This window comes from Pseudomonas sp. FDAARGOS_380, assembly GCF_002591235.1.
GTDB lineage: Bacteria > Pseudomonadota > Gammaproteobacteria > Pseudomonadales > Pseudomonadaceae > Aquipseudomonas > Aquipseudomonas salmasensis.
The window spans coordinates 4,808,688-4,827,296 of record NZ_CP023969.1 but is presented as its reverse complement, the minus strand read 5'-3'; the positions used below and the strand labels follow the sequence as shown (position 1 = coordinate 4,827,296).

The following is an 18,609-nucleotide window of genomic DNA, read 5'->3' as shown; positions in this document are numbered from 1 at the left end:
CTCGCTCCTACAGGTATCGGTCATGCATCAGGTTCGGGCGTTGAGCCAGGCGTTGATGAGCTGTTCGAAGGTCTGCTGCACCTGCTGGATCAGCGTTTCGTCATCAATCTCCCCCGCCATCCACGCCCGGCTCGGCTCGTGGAAGATCGTGCGGCCCACGGCAAACCCACGGCAGGTGCTGCTCTGGCTGGCTTGCTTGAAACCATCAGCGAGAAATTCGGGCGAAGCATTCAGGCCCAGCAACACCACGCCACGGCAGTAGGGGTCGCGTTCCTGGATCAGTTCGTCGAGCTTTTTCCAGTCTGCGGCCGACTGGGTTTCGATCTTCCACCAGGCCGGGTAGATGCCCAGGTTGTAAAGGCGCTTGAGGCTGCGGTAGAGCACGTCCGGGTAAGTGGACGGGTGATCCTTGGGCGGGATGACTTCCAGCAGCAGTTCGTGGCCACTGACCAGCGACGCCTCGTACACCGCCTTGAGTTGCGCTTCCTGTTCCAGGCGCAGCATCGGCTCGTCATCGGGGTGAAATTGCACCAGGCACTTGATGATCTGTTCCTGAGGCCAGGCAATCAGGTTGCTGCCAATCGAGCGCCCGTGCTCGAACGCCAGGGGCCGCGAGTTCTGCACTTCCACCGGGCGAGCGATCCACCAGCCGCGACCGCTGGCGGCGTTGAGTGCATCCTGGCCAAAGCGTTGGTCGGCGAGCAGGCCCACATCGGCCTCGACGCCCTGCTCGCTGAGTTTGCGCTCCACGCGTTCGATGGCCTGGATAAACAACTGCTTGATGTCGCTGATACGCTCAGGGGCCTGGCCGCCTTTTTGCGCCAGTTCCACCAATTGCCAACGGTGGTCGAAGGCAAACACGAACAGTTGCTTCCAGGCCTTGCGCGGCACCGTGACACGGTGCAGGCGTTGCAGGGTCACGTCCTGGTCCGGCCGGGTGATGGGCACCGGGCTGTTGAACAGGTAATCGAGTTCGGCGGGCGTCGGCATCGCCGGCGCACAGGCGTGGCGTGACACCACCAGGCCGCCACAGGCATTGGCCAACTGGCTGCAACGTTCATCGCTGGCGTCATTGATCCAGCCGCTGAGAAAGCCCGACATAAAGGCATCACCGGCGCCCAGCACGTTGAGCACTTCAACGCGCACACCGGGGTAGATCGCCCCGTCTTCCAGGCGCGCGGGAATCGCGCCGTGGATCACCGTGCAGCCCTGGGGGCCGAGCTTGACCACCAGGGTGGCTGGGGTCAGTTCACGCACAGTGCGCAGGGCCGTGAGCAGGTCTTCACTGCCTCCGGCGATGAGGAATTCTTCTTCGGTGCCGACGATCAGGTCGAAACGCGGCAGGATCTTCTGCACGTGCTGGCTGACATTCTGGTCGGCGACGAAACGGGTTTCGCCATCAGCCTTGCCCGCCAGGCCCCACAATACGGGGCGATAGTCGATATCCAGCACGCGCTTGACGTTGTGCTTGGCCGCGTAGTCCAGGGCCTGGAGGCTGGCTTTGTACACGCCGTCGGTGGAGAAATGCGTACCGGTGATCAACAGCGCCTTGCTGGAGGCAATAAAGGTTTCGCTGATGTCTTCGGCGCGCAGAGCCATGTCGGCGCAGTTTTCGCGGTAGAACACCAGGGGGAAGGTTTCACGGTCTTTTAGGCCCAGCAGCACCAGGGCGGTGAGGCGCTCCGGGTCGACCTTGATGCCGCTGACATCGCAGCCTTCGCGGGCCAGGGATTCCACCAGGAAACGGCCCATATGGTCATCGCCTACCCGGCTCAGCATTGCCGACTTGAGCCCAAGCCTGGCCGTGCCGAAAGCGATATTGGCGGAGGAACCGCCGAGGTACTTGGCGAAGCTGGACACATCTTCAAGCCGCGCACCGACTTGCTGCGCATAGAGATCGACGCCCAGGCGCCCGAGGCAAATCAGATCCAATTGACGCCCACTGGCAAAACGAGTCTGGCCCATGCTGGCTCCTGTTATTTTTATCAGCCTGCGTTGTGCCGCCGTGGCGACGGCAAACGCTCTTGGTGGGAGCAGACTAGAACGTCCGGAGGCAGCAATCAATATTTATTCCATAATTATTTTATGTGGAATATTTTTTCCAATACTTCAGGATAGAGGCACGCCAGCGCCCGTGCATCGTTTCAGCAGGCCACGCGGGCCGTGATGCCGGGGTATTTTTTTGCGCCTACCCTGTAGACTTGCGCCACCTATCAGCGCATCAGACGAACACGCCAGAAGGATTGCCCATGTCCCGCACCGATCCCGAGACCACCCTGGAAGAAACAGTCGCCAGCCCTCCGGTCAATGCCGAACGCCTGTTGCAGCTGATCACCGACGAATACGAGAGCCTGCCGCGCCAGCTCAAGCGCATCGCCAGCTACATGAGCCAGCAGAGCGACCGGATCATGGTCGACCGCATCAGCGACATCGCCCGCGAGTGCGAAGTGCACCCCTCGGCCATCGTGCGGTTTTCCCAGCGTTTCGGCTTCAGTGGGTTCAGTGAGATGCAGGCGCTGTTTCGCGAGGCGTATACCCACAAGACCACGCCGGTACAGAACTACCAGCAGCGCATCCGCAGCATGATCGCCAACAAATCGCAGAAGGCCAGCGGCGGCGACCTGGCGCGCGAGTGCGTCAACGCTACCCTCTCGGGCATCGAACGCCTGGGGCTTGAGCTGGACGATGCGGCTTTCGAGAAAGCCGTGGACCTGGTGGTCAATGCCGACAACATCTACGTGGTCGGGGTGCGCCGCTCTTTTGCGGTGGCCGACTACCTGGTCTACAACCTGCAGCACACCAACAAGCGCATCCATTTGATCTCGGGGCTAGGTGGCAGTTATCGCGAGCAGATGCGCAGCGTGCGCGCCAATGACCTGGTGATCGCCATCAGCTTCACGCCCTACGGCAAAGAGACCCAGCACTGCTTGCGCATCGCGCAGCATCACCAGGCCAAGACCCTGATCATCACCGACAGCAACCTGTCGCCCCTGGCCAAGCGGGCGAACGCGGTGCTGTTGGTCAATGAAGGTTCTTCGTTTGCTTTCCGCTCGTTGAGCGCCACGCTGTGCCTGTGCCAGGCGTTGTTCATTGCGGTGGCGTATCGGTTGGAATTGAAGGTGGATGAAATCCATGAGCAGGTAGGATTCGACGACTGATAAGGCTTGCCCTATCTGCCCTCTGTAGGAGCGAGCTTGCTCGCGAAAAACCACAACGATAACGCGTACTCCCTGAGGGAACGTGGCGCCTGTGAGTTTTTCGCGAGCAAGCTCGCTCCTACAAGGGGGAGCGAGCCAGGAGTGGGTTTAGTGCATGAAAATCGCGATCAGGATGATCACCGGAATCGGCACGCCGAGGAACCACAGCAGTAATGAGCGCATCATGTTCTCCTTGAATTAACGAACGTAGTTTTCGGTTTCGACGTACACCACGGCATCCCGGCGGCGACCGCCGAAGGTGGCAGCAAAGCTGGCGAAGAACGCCCCGATGAGCAGCGCTACAAAGGTCCACAGCGAGGTGTAGGCCGCCACTTTCGCCGCGGTCTCAGCAGCCTGCTTGGCCTTGAGCTTGGCGTCTTCAACGGCTTTGCGCGCATCGCCGTACACCTTGTCGATACGGGCTTCGGCATCGGCCTGGCTCAGGTTGGTACGCTGGCTGATCAGTTGAGCCAGGTAGGCGCGATCTTCCGCTGCCAGTTGGCCATCGTTGCTCAATGTACGCGTCAGGATGCGACCGACCACGGCATGCGCCGCATCATCGCTGACCGCCGCTGGGCGATCATCGCGGAACAGGCTGTCGACGTAATAACCGAAGTCACCGCTGTCGGCACCCTTGGCCGCACTGCCCGCCGCCTGGGTGAGGCCGCTGGCCGCGCCCGAAGCCACACTCGCACCCGCTTTCACGCCGCCGCTGACCACACTGCTGACCGAACCGACCACCAGCATCGCCGTGATCAATGTGGCCACTGCCCACGCCAGGAAACCATGGGCGGTATCGCGAAAGTACACCTCGTCGCCGTGCATATTGGCCCACTTCACTCGCAGCCGACCGGCGATGTAACCGCCCAGGCCAGAAGCGACGATCTGGGTGAACGCCAGCCAGACAATCGTGGAAATGCCAAGGCCCTTGGCGCTGATACCGCTGTCCGCCCACGGCGACACCGCCGAAAAGCCCAGGCCGAAACCCAGCAACACCAGGATCAATGACAAGGCGGCCGCCGCAGCGGCCCCGGCAAAAATCGCCCCCCAGGAAACCCCGGAGAGCGTGCTTGACTCTTGCAGCGTGGATGAGGATGTGATCATTGTTATTTTGCTCCAGGCACGAAAAATGATGTTACAAGTCTCAAAACGGACAGTGCAGGCAGCGTGCCAGTCGCCGATAAAATTAAATTCCTTTGATTTCAATTACTTATTTAAATTGAACTTAGCCACATCATGCAGGTTGCAATAAACGATGCTATCAGGCGGGCGTAATGCACTCCCCTGTGGGCTGGCTTGCCTACGATATCCATAGGTCTCTACACAACTTTGTAGCCTGTAGCAGCCACCGGTAACCACGATGCGAAGCGAGCCGCTCTTGATCTTGATCTGCTTTTGATCTCAGGCGCCCCGTCAAACCACGCTGGCCGGAATTCGACAGGGATTTGGGGGGTAAACCGGCAGGGATGCCGGTTTAGCCGCCCCGCGCCATGGATGGCGCGTGGCGGCGGCCCCCCAAATCACTGGCGGATTACGGGCACACCGAGCCTAAGCGAGGTGCCGAGTGGTGGGGCAAGAGCGTTTTGCTTACTTTTGCGCTTTTCAAAAGTGAGCCGCCGTCAGGGCGGAACCCTAAGTGGCCGTTACCTAAAATAACGGATATGTACCCAGTCCAACTGTGTTGACTGTTAGGCCGCCTTCGCGAGCAAGCCCGCTCCCACAGTTTGATTGTGGGGTGTCAGGTAGAGAAGTGTCGGCTGGTAGGCCGCCATCGCAGGCAAGCCAGCTCCCACAGTGTTCGATGTAGTGTCAGTTTCAGGAAGATGAAGTTTTATTTAGGAAACATTCAGCAACTTCTTGGCAAAATGTCGCCACTTCTAGTGTGAACGCTCACCAGGTAATCCTATGACCCGCATTTTGACCATCGAGGATGACGCCGTAACGGCCCGCGAGATTGTCGCCGAGCTGAGTAGCCATGGACTGGACGTAGATTGGGTGGACAACGGCCGCGAGGGCCTGGTCCGCGCCGTGAGTGGTGATTACGACCTGATCACCCTCGACCGCATGCTGCCCGAACTCGATGGCCTGGCCATCGTCACCACGTTGCGCACCATTGGGGTGTCTACGCCGATCCTGATGATCAGCGCCCTCTCCGATGTCGACGAACGCGTGCGCGGCCTGCGTGCCGGCGGCGATGACTACCTGACCAAGCCGTTCGCCTCGGATGAAATGGCCGCCCGTGTGGAGGTGTTGCTGCGGCGTAAAAGCACGGTCCAGGAGTTCGAAACCGCCCTGCGCGTGGCCGACCTGGAACTGAACCTGATCAGCCGCGAAGCCAGCCGTGCCGACCAGCCGCTGACCCTGCTGCCCACCGAATACAAGTTGCTTGAATTCCTGATGCGCAATACTGGGCAGATCCTGTCGCGGATGATGATTTTCGAGGAAGTCTGGGGCTATCACTTCGACCCAGGCACCAACCTGATCGACGTACACATTGGCCGTCTGCGCAAGAAAATCGACCCACCGGGCCTCACGCCGCTGATCCGCACGGTACGAGGCTCGGGTTATGTCATTGCTGAACCCCTCTAAAGGCTGGCGCTCTTCCAGCAGCCGCTTGCTGGCGCTGTACAGTTCGTTGTTCGTGGCCTGGAGCTGCATCCTCATGGGGGTGCTGTACTACGAGGTGTCGGGCTACCTCAGCGACTTGTCGCGCCATTCCCTGCTGCAACGCCAGCACCTGTTCCAGCGCTTTGACGGCGAAGAGCTGGTGGAGGCGCTCACCACAAGCATGACCTTCGACATGAAGGGCGTGGACGCCTATGGCCTGTTCGATGAGCAATTTCGCCCCTTGAGCGGGCCGATCCGCGCCGTACCACCCGATCTGCCGCTGGACGGCAAAATCCACGCCCTGACCAATTGCGTGCAATCCGATGACCCCAAACTGCCCAAGGACAGTTGCGACGCGGTGGCCACCCACACCGAAGACGGCCGCTGGCTGGTGTTGGTGCGCGCCAACGGCTCGTTGTTCGGGGTCACGCGGATCATCTGGCACGCCCTGCTGTGGGCGCTCTCTTTGACCATCATCCCCGGCGCTGCCGGCTGGCATCTGCTGCGCCGTCGCCCGTTGCGGCGCATTCGCGGGATACAGGCCAGCGCCGAGGCCATTGTCGCCGGCGACCTCACGCACCGCCTGCCGCTGTCCGACCGACGCGACGAACTGGACATGCTCGCGGCCATCGTCAATGCCATGCTCGACCGCATCGAAAAACTGATGAACGAGGTCAAGGGCGTGTGCGACAACATCGCCCACGACCTGCGCACCCCGCTCACCCGCTTGCGCGCCCAGCTGTACCGCATCAAACAACAAGCCGAAGAAGACTCGGCCCACGCGGTAAAACTCGATGACGCCATCGCCGAAACCGACACGCTGATGGCGCGCTTTCGCGGGCTGCTGCGCATCTCGGAACTGGAAGACCACCAGCGCCGCTCGGGCTTCCTGGTACTGGACCCGCTGCCGTTGCTGCGCGAGCTGCATGACTTCTATCTGCCCCTGGCCGAAGAAGGCGAACTGGAGCTGGTGTTACAGGCGCCCGACTCACTGCCGTGGATTACCGGTGACCGTGCGCTGCTCTTCGAAGCCCTGGCCAACCTGCTGAGCAATTCGATCAAGTTCACCCCGCCCAAGGGCAAGGTGATTCTGCGGGCGGTCAATGACCTGGGCAGCACGCGCATCGAAGTGCTCGACTCCGGGCCAGGCATTCCAGCCGCCGAGCGCGCGTCGGTGTTCCAGCGTTTCTATCGGGTCGATGAGAGTGATCAGCAAGGCGGGTTTGGTTTGGGACTGTCGATTGTGGCGGCGATCATCAACTTGCATGGCTTCAAGCTGGAAGTCGGCACCAGTGAGCTGGGCGGCGCCCGCTTGGTGCTCGAATGCCGCCAGCAACTGATGCCGGAATAGAACCCTAACGCAATGTAGGAGCGAGCTTGCTCGCGAAAAACTCACGGGCGCCGCGTTTATTCAGCAAGCGCGCGTTATCGTTGGCGTTTTTCGCGAGCAAGCTCGCTCCTACATAGGTGATGAGTATCAAGGCATCTGGCGCTATAACACGCTGCCCATGGCCTTGATCAACGCCGGGTCACGCGCATAAATATCCGGCGCGTAAACCAACTCGCCCTGGCGATCCACTTCCACGGTCCAATACCCCAACAGCACTGGTACCGGCGTGGCCAGCCTGAACTCATGGGTCTCGCCGGTCGCCAGCAGCTCATCGGTGCGGGTGCGTTCGGCCGGTGTTACCAGCAGGTCGCGCAATAACAACGGTTGCTCGACCCGCACGCATCCCGAACTGAACGCCCGCGGGCCCTTGGTGAACAAGGGTTGGCTGGGGGTGTCGTGCAGGTACACCGAATACGGGTTGGGAAAGCGCATCACAATCTTGCCCAACGGGTTACGCGGGCCGGCCTGCTGGCGCAGCAGGATATTGCCCGGGCGTGCCCAGTCGACCTGGTCGGGGGTCAACGGATGCCCTTCGGCGTCGAGCACTTGCAGGTTTTGCTGGCGCAGGTATTCAGGATTGAGACGGATGGCCGGCAGTTTGTCCTCGCGCATGATGGTCGGCGGGATGGTCCAGGTGGGGTTGAGGGTCAGCCGGGTGATGCGCGACTTGAGCAACGGCGTCTGGCGTTCGGCACGGCCTACTTGCAGACGGGTTTGCCACACCGGGATGCCGCTCTGGTACACGCTCAGTTGCGCAGCGGCCACATTGACCACGACGCCTTCAGGCTCCAGGTCCTGGGCCAGCCAGCGGAAACGCTCCAGGTTGATGCGCAGCTGTTCACGACGCATCGTCGGGCTGATATTGAGTTCGGCCACGGTGCCGGCACCGATCACACCGTCGGCCTGCAACGAGTGGCTGAGCTGGAAGGCCTTCACCGCCTTGACCAGTTCGCCCTGATATTGCTTGCCGTTGCCGCTGGGCAACTGGGCCAGGTAGCCACCGCTGTGCAGGCGCCGCGCCAACTCCGGCACGCGGGGGTCGTTCATCCCCGGGCGCAACAGCGCGCCCTCGGCGATCGGGTCCCACTGGGGCAGCGGTTGCTGGCGCACGCCGGCATAGGCATTGCGCAGGCTGCGGTACAAATCGGCGCTGGGCCGCGCCTGATCGAAGGCTTGGGCCATGTCGTGCAGGCCGGTGGCGGCGAACGCCAGTACCTCGGTATTCGGGTCGCCACTGGGTGGCTGGGAGTGCCAGAGGGGCTCAAAACGCGATTGCTGCAGGCGCCCGTAGTGCAAATCCTGCAGGGCTTGCAGGTACTGCTGGCTGTTGGCGATATCGCTGCACAGTACGTTGGCCGTTGCATCCGTCGCAGGCAAGCTATAGTGGGTGGGGTCCAGGCCATCGTCGGCAAGCATCAGCAACTGGGCATGCAAGGCTTGCCGGCGTTCGTCAGCCGCCCATAGCGGGGCATCGCCCTGCTGCTGGTAAAAGGCTTGCAGGCGCGCCAACGCGGCGGCATCGATACGCGGCGCAAGCTGCGGGCAGACACTGGTCAACTGCGCCAAGGCCTGTTGCAGCGGCGCCAGCGCGACCGGCGCGGGGGTGGTGACGGGCAAGGGTTCAACCGGCAGCGTTTGGGCTGTAGCGACCAATGGTGCAACGAGCAGGCAAATGCTCAAGTAACATGCGTGTTTTTTGAACAATTGACTTAGCTCCACTCCACAGCGGGGACTCGACTGTAGATGCTGACTTTTATACGCAGGCACAGGCTAACCAGCCTGGGCTTGATCACCGGGTGCCTGGCTTTATTGAGCAATGTTGCGCTCGCCGCCAATGGCACCTCTCCTTCCCTGTATAGCAGCCTGGCGCGCTCGGCTCCAGAACTCAATCCCACCGTCCTCAAAAGCGCCCTGAGCGCCGTGCAGTGCGCGGTCAATAACGGCGAGGAACGTTCCGATCGCCTAGCGGTTATTGACTACTCCCAGCCCTCGACCGCCCGTCGCCTGTGGATCTTCGACCTGCGCAAAAAGACCCTGGTTTTGCGCGACCTGGTGGCCCATGGCGCCAAGTCCGGGGAAAACTTCGCCACCCAGTTCTCCAACCTTGAAGGCAGCCATCAGTCGAGCCTGGGGTTGTTCCGCACCCAGGAAAGCTACCTGGGCGCCCATGGTTACTCGTTGCGCATGGACGGTTTGGAACCCGGCTTCAATGACCAGGCCCGCGACCGCGCCATCGTGATCCATGCCGCCGACTACGTCAGCCCGTTGTGGAGCAAGCGCGAAGGCCGTATCGGCCGCAGCCAGGGTTGCCCAGCCGTGCGCCCGCAAGTTGCCCGTCAAGTGGTGGACAAGCTCAAGGACGGGCAGTTCATGTTTTCGTGGTACCCCGACCAGCGCTGGCTGAAGTCATCGACCTACCTCAATTGCAAACCCCAACAGGTGGCGAGTAGTCGTACAATCCGTGGCGGATAGCCTGTCCCCATAGATAAAAGAGAGCGTCGCATGCTTCTACACACCTCCACCTGGATCGAAATCGGGCAGTTCCTGGAACGCAGCCGCACGGTGGTGATTCCCATCGGCTCCAACGAACAACATGGCCCCACCGGCCTGTTGGGCACTGACTGGATGTGCCCGGAGATCATCGCCCACCACGCCCAGAAGCACGCTGACATCCTCGTCGGCCCGACCTTCAATATCGGCATGGCCCAACACCACCTGGGCTTTCCCGGCACCATCTCCCTGCGCCCTTCCACCTTTATCGCTGCGATTGGCGACTGGGTGCGCTCGCTGGCCGGGCATGGTTTCGAAAAGATCCTGTTCCTCAACGGCCACGGCGGCAATATCGCCACGATTGAAGCGGCGTTCTCAGAGCTGTACGCCGAAGCCAGCTTCGCCCGCCGCCCGGCCGGTTTCGCGCTGAAGCTGGTGAACTGGTGGGACCTGGAGGGCGTCACTGACCTGGCCCAGCGTCAATTCCCGGTCGGGCATGGCAGCCACGCCACGCCGTCGGAAATTGCCGTGACGCAGTGGGCGTATCCGGACTCGATCAAGTCTGCCGAGTACTCACCGCAAATCGCCAACACCGGCCCGATCCGCGAAGCGCTGGACTTCCGTGCGCGCTTCCCTGACGGCCGCATGGGCTCGGACCCGGCGTTGGCCACCGTGGAGAAAGGCGGTGAGTTGGTGGCGTTGGCGGCGCAAGGGCTGGTCAAGACTGTCGACAGCTTCAGCAACGAAGCCAAACCCTGATCCAAATGAGGCCAATACCCTGTAGGAGCGAGCTTGCTCGCGAAAGACGTCAACGATAACGCGGGCTTCCTGAATAAACGCGGCGCCTGTGAGTTTTTCGCGAGCAAGCTCGCTCCTACAGGGGGTCAGAGGTTGCCCCCCGCCCACATTTGGGTTTGCATTGTGTGCCGGGGTTTATTTGCAATCCTGCGCGGCCTGCTCAAGCCGTGACGGCTTGATCGCCGAAGCCAACGGCTTGCGCTCATACAGGAACACCTTGGTGCCGTCCTGGGACTTGTAGGCCTCCAGCACATCATCGGCGGCAATCTTGCTGGTCAACAGCACCTTGGCGTGACGCGAGTTCTGGGTGACGGTCGAGGTGATGCCGTGCTTTTCCAGCTTGGGCAGCACGCATTGCACATAGCCGTCGGGGGTTTTATCGGTTTGCAGGGTCAGCGATGGGGCATTGGGCGCCGTGATACAGCCGGTCAGCAATAACGAAGCACAAGCCAGGGCCGGGGCGAAGAAAGAGCGCATATACATTCCTGAAAATAACCAATAGGGTTCACAACCATTCGCGGGTCAACCTGCGCGAACCAGGGCCTTGAGCGACGCATCGAACTGCCTCAGGGCATCTTGCTGTACATCGCGTTGTTGCTCGATCAGTGCAGCAATCTCTGGCGCCGCCTTGTCGTGCACCCACACGGACGGCACGTGCTTGTCCACCGAGCCTTCGGCTTTGGCGATAAACTGCAGGTTCGCATCAAAGAAGCGTGCGACAAAGCGTGCTTCGACCCGGTCATTACGCTGGGTCAGCAATTGGTTATGGGCATCGAGCACCACCACCACATCCGGGTGCGCCTGCACCAGGGCATCCAGGCTGCTATAGACCGTCACCGAGACAAAAGTGCCCTGCAACGAGTGCATCAACCAGTCGATCGCCAGTTCCGGGTCGGAGCTGTTGACGAACGCCTCGCGAATCCGCCCATCCAGCGCGTCCTTGGCGCCGTTCAGCGCCATGGCGTGGTAGCGTTCAAGGTAGCTGAGGTTGTCGCGGGTGTTTTCACTGAACAACACCCCCACCGACTGGCCACGCTGCAGGGAGTCTACGCTACCCACCAGTGGCAGCAAATGGCCTGTACGCACTTCATCGGCCATCGCCGGGGTGGTCATGACCGCGGTGCCCAGCATCAGGGCCATCAAAGCCAACTGGATAATCGTCCTCATCGCGCATTTTCCTTGGGCTGCGTCTCGATGTGCAGATTCTGCGCGTTTGGCGAAAAAACAGAACTTGTGATCCTTGATGGTGACTATCATTTGAACCGATAGTGTCAGGCCGCCCATAAAATCTATAAGGACCCCGCCATGAAGCCCTACCAGAAAATCTTCGATCGTATCCGCGAGGCAGTACTGCCAGAGTTTCGCGAGCGAGTCGCCGACTACCTGGTCGAGTACGAAACCGTGTTGCTGGACTCAGACGCCGACGCCGCGCAAAGCAGCGCCAGCGCCCATCAACTGCGCGGCTACTTGCGCGGCTTGAACACCATGCGCGTGCTGGGCATGGCCGATTGGGAAGACCTCGACCGGCGGGTTGCCCAGCAGGCAGAGTTAAAGCGCGGGGCGTCGCAGCTCGACCCACTCGCGCACTGACGGCCGCTGCCACTGGCGCTGCGCGTAGGCCACCAACTGCGCCGGCACAGCGTCACCGTTGAGGATCAGGCGATTGAGCATCACCGCCAGGTCCACATCGGCAATCGACCACTGGCCGCACAGGTACTCGCGGTTATCCGCCAGCAAGGCTTGCGCGGCGCTGATCAACTTGGTCGCGGCGGCTTGAGCCTCTGCTGACAATGGCGGCCTCTTCTGCCCACAGAACACCACCAGCGTCGAGCGCTCCTGGCGAATCGGCAGCAGGTCGCTGCGCAGCCACGCCTGGACCTGTCGCGCCCTCGCCCGCTGCTGCACATCCGCCGGGTACAGGCTGGTTTCGGGGTAGGCCTGGTCCAGGTACTCGGTGATGGCCGAAGATTCCGACAGCGCAAAATCACCGTCTACCAGGGTCGGCACGCGCTGGGTCAGGGAGCGCAAGGCGAAATCTGTCGCCTGGTTCTGCCCGGCATCGAGGTCCAGGGTGAGGGTCTCGAATGCCAGGCCTTTTTCGCGCAAGGCGACAAACACCGACATGGCATAGGGGCTGGTAAACAGCGAATCAACGTAGAGGTTCAGCGGGCCTTGGCTCATGGGCAATCTCCTGGGGTGAGCAATAACGCTACGAGATCCGGGCCGATAAAGACAATGCAGGGTTTTTATGGGGGCATTCCTGGCGGGAATAGCGCCGGTAGTGGCAATATTATGGCTACCGCTGATTTTCAAGGAAGGAACAGCACATGAAACAAGCAGTTGTGGTTATCCACGGTATCGGCGAGCAGCGCCCAATGGACACCTTGCGCGGCTTTGTCGAAGCGATGATCCCCACGGACACCCCCGAGGGCAAACCTCTGTACTGGAGCAAGCCGGATCGGCTGTCGCGCAACTTCGACCTGCGCGTACTGAAGTCCTCGGGCCGCACCTCGACGGATTTCTATGAGTACTACTGGGCCCACAAGATGCAGGGCACCAAGCTCGGCCATCTGCTGGGCTGGCTGTGGGACATCTTCAAGCGCCCGCGGCGCGACATTCCCGACGCTATCGTGCCGATCTGGCGCAGCACGCGCTGGACGGTGCTGGTATTACTGCTATTGATTGCCAGCGGCGCACTGGCCGCAGCCTGGGGTCAGTTGCCCGTCAACGACAACCCCTTCGCGCTGATCCCCCTGCTGCTCGCGGCCATGGGACTCGGGCTGCGCTATTCGGCGCTGGCGTACCTGGGAGACGCCGCACGCTACTTAAGCCCCAACCCGCAGAACGTGGTGGTGCGCGAGCAGATCCGTGCTGATGGTGTAGACCTGCTGCGCGCCCTGCACAATCAGGGTGACTACGAGCGCATCATCGTCGTGGGCCACAGTTTGGGCAGCGTGATTGCCTACGACATCGTCGGCTACCTCTGGCACGAATACCACGACCAACTGACCCAACTGAACCCCAGCAACCGTGAGCTGGCGGCCCGTTTTGCCAACCGCGAACCGCTGCAACCGGTGGTCAAGGAGGCCCTGCCCGCAGCCGGCGCCTTGCTGGACGGCAGCCTGGGCAGCCTGATGAATTTTCGTCAGCAACAGGCCGAGGCGTTTGTCGAACAGCGCGGCCTGGGCAACCTGTGGCGCATCACCGACCTGGTCACCGTCGGCAGCCCGATGGCCCACGCCAGCCTGTTATTGGGCCGCAGCGTCAGTGACTTCCAGCAGCGCATGGAACGCCGCGAAGCCCCAGCCTGTCCGCCCACCCAAGACACCCAAGGCTACGGCTACAACGCCCGCCAACCGCTGATGCTCGGCCAAAAGCCCTTCACTCCGCACTACCTGCACCACGCCGCAGCCTTTGCCGTCACGCGCTGGACCAACCTGTACTTCCCCGCCCCCTTCGGCGTATTCGGCGACATCGTCGGCGGCCCGGTCAAGCCGGTGATGGGCGGCGGCGTGCTGGACTTGCCGGTGACCGTGGGCAATGGCAAAGGCTGGCTGGCCAGATCCTGGCTCAGCCACACCCATTACTGGAGCGAACGCGGCGGTACACAGGGTTACCTCGACGCGCTGGGCAAGGATGAACAGGCGATCACCCAAGGCCCGCGCCCTTCGGCCACTGAAGCGTTGCGTTGGGCGATTGACCTTAAGGGGGTGCGGCGGTTTCGCAGTGTTGGCGCCCAGCAAAGCCTGGCGCCAGAACACGCCTAACCGGCGAATCCACCGGCCTTGAGGAAGGCGAGCTCTTCATCGGTGCTCGCCCTGCCCAACACCCCATTGCGATGCGGAAACCGCCCGAACCGCTCGATGATATCGGCATGCTCCTTGGCCCAGTGGTAAGTGCTGGCATCCAACTGCTGGTTCAGGGTAAGGGAGCGTTGCTGGTCCTGCGGGTCTTCCGAATGTTCAAAAGGCAAATAGCAGAACGCACGTAACTGAGGTTCAACCTGTTGATCCAACCCCGCGTCCACCATCTTTCGCGCATACAACCGGGCCAGCGGGTCGGTGGCGAACATGTGCGCCGTGCCGCGAAAGGCGTTGCGGGGGTACTGGTCCAGCAGGATCAGTAGCGCCAGCGCGCCATCCGCCGTGGTCAACCAGTCTTCGAGTTCACGCCGCGCCGCCTGCATATGGGTGGCGTGGAAGCTGTCACGAAAGGCTGTATCGAACGCCTCGTCCTTGGCGAACCAGCGCTTGGGCCCCGCCTGTTTCCAGAACGCGATTACCGCTTCGGCCGATTGAGGGGTCATGCTTACCTCGCTTAATGTTATAGAATAACGTCAATATTGTGCCTGCGTGTGATCCTTAACTTATGACTGACGCTATGACTTTACGCAAACGCCTGCTGTCCATCGACGCCCTGCGCGGCCTGGTGATCCTGTTTATGTTGCTGGACCACGTGCGTGAAACCTTCTTGCTGCACCGCCAGGTCAGCGACCCCATGAGCATCGACAGCACCGAGCCTGCGTTGTTTTTCAGCCGCACCCTGGCCCACCTGTGTGCGCCGGTGTTTGTGCTGCTCACCGGATTGTCGGCATGGCTGTATGGCCAGAAATACCAAGGCCGTCGCGACGTGTCGGCATTCTTGTTCAAGCGCGGGCTGTTTCTGGTGGTGCTGGAGTTCACCCTGGTCAACTTCGCGTGGACCTTCCAACTGCCGCCCAGCGTGATCTATATGCAAGTGATCTGGGCCATCGGCATCAGCATGATCGCCCTTGCCGCGCTGGTCTGGCTGCCGCGTGCCTGGCTGATCGGATTGGCGCTGGTGATTATCGCCGGGCACAACCTGTTGGATGGGCTGCACTTTGCAGCGGGTTCGATGTGGCATGTGCCGTGGACGATCTTGCATGAACGCAACTGGATTGAAGTGTCTGACAACCTGCGCCTGCGCACCACCTATCCGGTGCTGCCATGGATCGGTGTGATTGCCCTGGGTTACGGCCTCGGGCCATGGTTTGCCAATGCCGCGCTGCCGGCTGTGCGTCAGCGTTATTTGCTGATTGCGGGGGTGGGCGCGTTGGTGGGCTTTGGGCTGTTGCGCGCGCTCAATGGCTACGGCGAACAGCCTTGGCAGGTGTATGACAGCGGCGTGCTGACGCTGATGAGCTTTTTCAACATCACCAAGTACCCGCCTTCGCTGTTGTTCCTGGCGTTGACCCTGGGGATTGGCTTGCTGTTGCTGCTGGCATTTGAACGCGCCGGGCATAAGCGCTGGATCGGCGTGCTGGCAGTGTTCGGCGCGGCGCCGATGTTCTTTTATCTGTTGCACCTCTACGTATTGAAAATCCTCTATGTCGCCTGCGTCGCGTTGTTTGGCCTCAACCATGGCAATTACTTTGGCTTCGACGGTATCGGTGCGGTGTGGCTGGCAGCGCTGCTGTTGCCGATTGCCCTGTACTTGCCGGTGCGTTGGTTCGCCGGCCTGAAAGCCCGGCGGCGCGACCTGGCGTGGCTCAAATACCTCTGACCTGATGCAGGGGGCAAATATTGCCCCCTTCCCTTGTAGGAGCGAGCTTGCTCGCGAAAAACTCACAGGCGCCGCGTTCATTCAGAAGATACGCGTAATCGTTGGCGTTTTTCGCGAGCAAGCTCGCTCCTACCGTTTGACTCGGCACGCAGTTGGCGAGCGGCGGTGACCATGTGGATGAGCGCCGCCTCCGTTTCCGGCCAGCCTCGCGTCTTCAAGCCGCAATCGGGGTTCACCCATAGACGCTCTGCCGGAATCCGCTTGGCGGCCTTGCGCAGCAAGTTGGCCATTTCCGAGGCATCCGGCACCCGTGGCGAGTGGATGTCGTAGACGCCCGGGCCGATCTCATTCGGGTAGGCGAAGGCTTCGAACGCGTCGAGCAGTTCCATGTCCGAGCGTGAGGTTTCGATGGTGATCACGTCGGCATCCATGGCGGCGATGGACTCGATCACATCGTTGAATTCGCTGTAGCACATGTGGGTGTGGATCTGGGTTTCATCGCCCACGCCACTGGCACACAGGCGGAACACTTCGGTGGCCCAGTCCAGGTAGTGCTGCCACTGCGCCTGGCGCAACGGCAAGCCTTCACGAAAGGCCGCTTCGTCGATCTGCACGATCTTGATGCCGGCCGCTTCCAGGTCCACCACTTCGTCACGAATCGCCAGGGCCAGTTGCCGGGCCTGCATTTCGCGGCTCAGGTCTTCCCGTGGAAACGACCACATCAGCATGGTTACCGGGCCTGTGAGCATGCCCTTCATCACTTTGTCGGTAAGGCCTTGGGCATAGCGAATCCACTCCACGGTCATGGCTTTGGGACGGCTCAGGTCACCGACAATTACCGCAGGTTTCACGCAGCGCGAACCGTAACTCTGCACCCAGCCAAAGCGGGTGAACGCGTAGCCATCCAGTTGTTCGGCAAAGTACTCGACCATGTCGTTACGCTCGGCTTCACCATGCACCAGCACATCCAGGCCAAGGTTTTCTTGCACCTCAACGGCATGCTTGATCTCACTGTGCATGGCTTCGACGTATTCGGCGTGGCTCAACTTGCCGGCCTTGTAGGACTGGCGCGCCAGACGGATCGACGCGGTCTGTGGGAACGAGCCGATGGTGGTGGTCGGGAACAACGGCAGGTTAAGCCCGGCCCGCTGTTTTTCGATGCGCTGGGCAAACGGCGACTGCCGCTGGCTGTCCTGTGCGGTGATGGCCTCTACACGCGCTTGAACAGCAGGCTTGTGAATGCGTGGCGATGCAGCGCGAGCTGCCTGAACGGCGCGGCTTTCTGCCAGGGCGGCGAGTACGTCAGGTGCTGACGGTTGGTCAACCGCCTTGGCCAGCAGCGCCACTTCCGCGCACTTTTGCACGGCAAAGGCCAGCCAGCTTTTCAGTTCGGCATCCAACTGGTCTTCGCGCTCAAGATCCACCGGGCTGTGCAGCAGCGAGCAGGACGGCGCGACCCACAGGCGATCGCCCAACTTCTCATGGGCGTGCTGCAAGGTGGCCAGGGCTTTTTCCAGGTCGCAGCGCCACACGTTTCGGCCGTTGACCACACCCAGGGACAGCACCTTGTACGCTGGCAGGCGGTCGAGGATGGTCGGGTACTGGTCCGGCGCACGCACCAGGTCGATATGCAAGCCATCCACCGGCAAGTTGGCGGCCAGGCCGAGGTTTTCTTCCAGGCCGCCGAAGTAAGTGGCCACCAGTTTTTTCAGCGGGTCGCGCTGGATCAGGTTATAGGCGCGCTCAAAAGCGTTCTTCCACGCCTGGGGCAGATCAAGCGCCAGGATCGGCTCATCGATCTGCACCCACTCCACGCCCAATTCGGCCAGGCGCTGGAAGATCTGACCATACAGCGGCAGCAGTCGCTCGAGCAGGTCGAGCTTGTCGAAGTCAGCGCCCTTGGCCTTGCCCAGCCACAAGTAGGTCAGCGGGCCGATCACCACCGGCTTGACGCGGTGCCCCAGGTCGAGCGCTTCCTGGACCTCTTCGAACAGTTGGTCCCACGCCAGGTGGAATTGCTGATCGACGCTGAACTCCGGCACCAGATAGTGATAGTTGGTATCGAACCACTTGGTCATCTCCTGGGCATGGGCACCGCCGCAGCAGCTGTCGCTGACGCCACGGGCCATGGCGAACAAGGTATGCAGAGTGGCCTGGCCATCGGCCGGGCGGAACCGCTCAGGGACCACGCCGAACATCAGCGAGTGGGTCAGCACCTGGTCGTACCAGGCAAAATCACCCACCGGCAACAGTTCGATGCCGGCTTGCTGTTGCAGCGCCCAGTGGGTGCTGCGCAAATCACGGCCAACAGCGCGCAGGCCGGCTTCGTCGAGCTCACCCTTCCAGAACGCTTCCTGCGCTTTTTTCAGTTCACGATCGCGTCCAATGCGTGGAAACCCGAGGGAATGAGCGACTGCCATGACTTACAACTCCGATGGTGTGATTGATGGCGGTCATTGTCGGCAGTGGGGCGTCTTGAGACAAACTCATTTTGTTCTAGATCATCACAAGATTTACTCATGTTTAGGTGGGCCTGATTTTAGCGGCGCTACGGTAGAGGTTGTGGTGCCAGGGCCGGCGTCATCGCGGCCTCGCTTAGGCTCG

Annotated in this window: 16 protein-coding genes; 8 read left to right on the top strand and 8 right to left on the bottom strand. The window is 61.3% G+C overall.

The features are described from left to right. Positions 1 to 27: 27 nt before the first annotated feature. Entirely contained in the window at positions 28 to 1,965 is a 1,938-nt protein-coding gene (iolC, locus tag CRN80_RS22730) for a 5-dehydro-2-deoxygluconokinase (RefSeq protein WP_032896997.1), read from the bottom strand. A 284-nt stretch (positions 1,966 to 2,249) separates the two neighbouring features. On the opposite strand from iolC, the gene CRN80_RS22725 reads away from it, so the two are divergent. Continuing rightward, positions 2,250 to 3,158, top strand: a complete 909-nt coding sequence (locus CRN80_RS22725) for a MurR/RpiR family transcriptional regulator (protein ID WP_003191682.1) — start codon at positions 2,250 to 2,252, stop codon at positions 3,156 to 3,158. A 237-nt stretch (positions 3,159 to 3,395) separates the two neighbouring features. Here CRN80_RS22725 and CRN80_RS22720 read toward each other — a convergent pair whose 3' ends face one another. Then, positions 3,396 to 4,301 carry a hypothetical protein gene (locus tag CRN80_RS22720; RefSeq protein WP_014718774.1) on the bottom strand — a complete coding sequence of 302 codons (906 nt, stop codon included), beginning with the start codon at positions 4,299 to 4,301 and terminating at the stop codon, positions 3,396 to 3,398. Between the two features lie 801 nt (positions 4,302 to 5,102). Here CRN80_RS22720 and CRN80_RS22710 point away from each other — a divergent pair. Beyond that, positions 5,103 to 5,786 (top strand): response regulator transcription factor, encoded by a 684-nt coding sequence (locus tag CRN80_RS22710; protein WP_003191687.1) that lies wholly within the window; start codon positions 5,103 to 5,105, stop codon positions 5,784 to 5,786. Continuing rightward, the gene (locus CRN80_RS22705) at positions 5,764 to 7,155 is read left to right on the top strand and encodes a HAMP domain-containing sensor histidine kinase (RefSeq protein WP_032896996.1); all 1,392 of its coding nucleotides are present in this window, start codon (positions 5,764 to 5,766) and stop codon (positions 7,153 to 7,155) included. The genes CRN80_RS22710 and CRN80_RS22705 overlap by 23 nt, the downstream gene beginning before the upstream one ends. Before the next feature lie 141 nt (positions 7,156 to 7,296). Here the strand turns inward: CRN80_RS22705 and CRN80_RS22700 are convergent, their stop codons facing one another. Continuing rightward, positions 7,297 to 8,898 (bottom strand): murein L,D-transpeptidase, encoded by a 1,602-nt coding sequence (locus CRN80_RS22700; RefSeq protein ID WP_098951269.1) that lies wholly within the window; start codon positions 8,896 to 8,898, stop codon positions 7,297 to 7,299. Between the two features lie 39 nt (positions 8,899 to 8,937). Here CRN80_RS22700 and CRN80_RS22695 point away from each other — a divergent pair, with 39 nt between their 5' ends. Beyond that, the gene (locus CRN80_RS22695; RefSeq protein ID WP_098951267.1) at positions 8,938 to 9,666 is read left to right on the top strand and encodes a murein L,D-transpeptidase catalytic domain family protein; all 729 of its coding nucleotides are present in this window, start codon (positions 8,938 to 8,940) and stop codon (positions 9,664 to 9,666) included. Positions 9,667 to 9,696: 30 nt separating this feature from the next. After that, on the top strand, positions 9,697 to 10,443 hold the full coding sequence (locus CRN80_RS22690; protein ID WP_044274105.1) for a creatininase family protein: 747 nt from the start codon (positions 9,697 to 9,699) through the stop codon (positions 10,441 to 10,443). A gap of 174 nt (positions 10,444 to 10,617) precedes the next feature. Here the strand turns inward: CRN80_RS22690 and CRN80_RS22685 are convergent, their stop codons facing one another. Both CRN80_RS22685 and CRN80_RS22680 read right to left on the bottom strand, forming a co-directional pair. Continuing rightward, a complete protein-coding gene (locus tag CRN80_RS22685; protein WP_032896991.1) occupies positions 10,618 to 10,959 on the bottom strand; it encodes a hypothetical protein in 342 nt (113 codons plus the stop codon). A gap of 45 nt (positions 10,960 to 11,004) precedes the next feature. Beyond that, a complete protein-coding gene (locus CRN80_RS22680; protein WP_098951265.1) occupies positions 11,005 to 11,649 on the bottom strand; it encodes an ATPase in 645 nt (214 codons plus the stop codon). A gap of 138 nt (positions 11,650 to 11,787) precedes the next feature. On the opposite strand from CRN80_RS22680, the gene CRN80_RS22675 reads away from it, so the two are divergent. Beyond that, positions 11,788 to 12,072, top strand: coding sequence for a hypothetical protein (locus CRN80_RS22675; protein ID WP_098951263.1), 285 nt, complete (start codon positions 11,788 to 11,790; stop codon positions 12,070 to 12,072). On the opposite strand, the gene yfcF is transcribed toward CRN80_RS22675, so the two are convergent. Continuing rightward, positions 12,031 to 12,663 (bottom strand): glutathione transferase, encoded by a 633-nt coding sequence (yfcF, locus tag CRN80_RS22670; RefSeq protein WP_098951261.1) that lies wholly within the window; start codon positions 12,661 to 12,663, stop codon positions 12,031 to 12,033. The genes CRN80_RS22675 and yfcF overlap by 42 nt on opposite strands. A gap of 146 nt (positions 12,664 to 12,809) precedes the next feature. Between yfcF and CRN80_RS22665 the strand changes: the two genes are divergently transcribed. Beyond that, the gene (locus CRN80_RS22665) at positions 12,810 to 14,249 is read left to right on the top strand and encodes a hypothetical protein (protein WP_098951259.1); all 1,440 of its coding nucleotides are present in this window, start codon (positions 12,810 to 12,812) and stop codon (positions 14,247 to 14,249) included. Here CRN80_RS22665 and CRN80_RS22660 read toward each other — a convergent pair. Then, positions 14,246 to 14,788 carry a DUF924 family protein gene (locus tag CRN80_RS22660; protein WP_098951258.1) on the bottom strand — a complete coding sequence of 181 codons (543 nt, stop codon included), beginning with the start codon at positions 14,786 to 14,788 and terminating at the stop codon, positions 14,246 to 14,248. The genes CRN80_RS22665 and CRN80_RS22660 overlap by 4 nt on opposite strands. 62 nt (positions 14,789 to 14,850) lie before the next feature. Between CRN80_RS22660 and CRN80_RS22655 the strand changes: the two genes are divergently transcribed. After that, on the top strand, positions 14,851 to 16,005 hold the full coding sequence (locus tag CRN80_RS22655) for a DUF1624 domain-containing protein (RefSeq protein ID WP_098951256.1): 1,155 nt from the start codon (positions 14,851 to 14,853) through the stop codon (positions 16,003 to 16,005). A 77-nt stretch (positions 16,006 to 16,082) separates the two neighbouring features. Here the strand turns inward: CRN80_RS22655 and metE are convergent, their stop codons facing one another. Next, entirely contained in the window at positions 16,083 to 18,425 is a 2,343-nt protein-coding gene (metE, locus tag CRN80_RS22650) for a 5-methyltetrahydropteroyltriglutamate--homocysteine S-methyltransferase (RefSeq protein ID WP_098951254.1), read from the bottom strand. Positions 18,426 to 18,609: the final 184 nt, after the last annotated feature.

Bases quoted from the DNA above. Each gene is read 5' to 3' on its own strand.
- CRN80_RS22660 (WP_098951258.1), bottom strand. From the start codon at position 14,788: ATGACCCCTCAATCGGCCGAAGCGGTAATCGCGTTCTGGAAACAGGCG.
- CRN80_RS22705 (WP_032896996.1), top strand. From the start codon at position 5,764: ATGTCATTGCTGAACCCCTCTAAAGGCTGGCGCTCTTCCAGCAGCCGC.
- yfcF (WP_098951261.1), bottom strand. From the start codon at position 12,663: ATGAGCCAAGGCCCGCTGAACCTCTACGTTGATTCGCTGTTTACCAGC.
- metE (WP_098951254.1), bottom strand. From the start codon at position 18,425: ATGGCAGTCGCTCATTCCCTCGGGTTTCCACGCATTGGACGCGATCGT.
- CRN80_RS22710 (WP_003191687.1), top strand. From the start codon at position 5,103: ATGACCCGCATTTTGACCATCGAGGATGACGCCGTAACGGCCCGCGAG.
- CRN80_RS22690 (WP_044274105.1), top strand. From the start codon at position 9,697: ATGCTTCTACACACCTCCACCTGGATCGAAATCGGGCAGTTCCTGGAA.
- CRN80_RS22685 (WP_032896991.1), bottom strand. From the start codon at position 10,959: ATGCGCTCTTTCTTCGCCCCGGCCCTGGCTTGTGCTTCGTTATTGCTG.
- CRN80_RS22665 (WP_098951259.1), top strand. From the start codon at position 12,810: ATGAAACAAGCAGTTGTGGTTATCCACGGTATCGGCGAGCAGCGCCCA.
- iolC (WP_032896997.1), bottom strand. From the start codon at position 1,965: ATGGGCCAGACTCGTTTTGCCAGTGGGCGTCAATTGGATCTGATTTGC.
- CRN80_RS22655 (WP_098951256.1), top strand. From the start codon at position 14,851: ATGACTGACGCTATGACTTTACGCAAACGCCTGCTGTCCATCGACGCC.
- CRN80_RS22680 (WP_098951265.1), bottom strand. From the start codon at position 11,649: ATGAGGACGATTATCCAGTTGGCTTTGATGGCCCTGATGCTGGGCACC.
- CRN80_RS22725 (WP_003191682.1), top strand. From the start codon at position 2,250: ATGTCCCGCACCGATCCCGAGACCACCCTGGAAGAAACAGTCGCCAGC.
- CRN80_RS22720 (WP_014718774.1), bottom strand. From the start codon at position 4,301: ATGATCACATCCTCATCCACGCTGCAAGAGTCAAGCACGCTCTCCGGG.
- CRN80_RS22675 (WP_098951263.1), top strand. From the start codon at position 11,788: ATGAAGCCCTACCAGAAAATCTTCGATCGTATCCGCGAGGCAGTACTG.
- CRN80_RS22695 (WP_098951267.1), top strand. From the start codon at position 8,938: ATGCTGACTTTTATACGCAGGCACAGGCTAACCAGCCTGGGCTTGATC.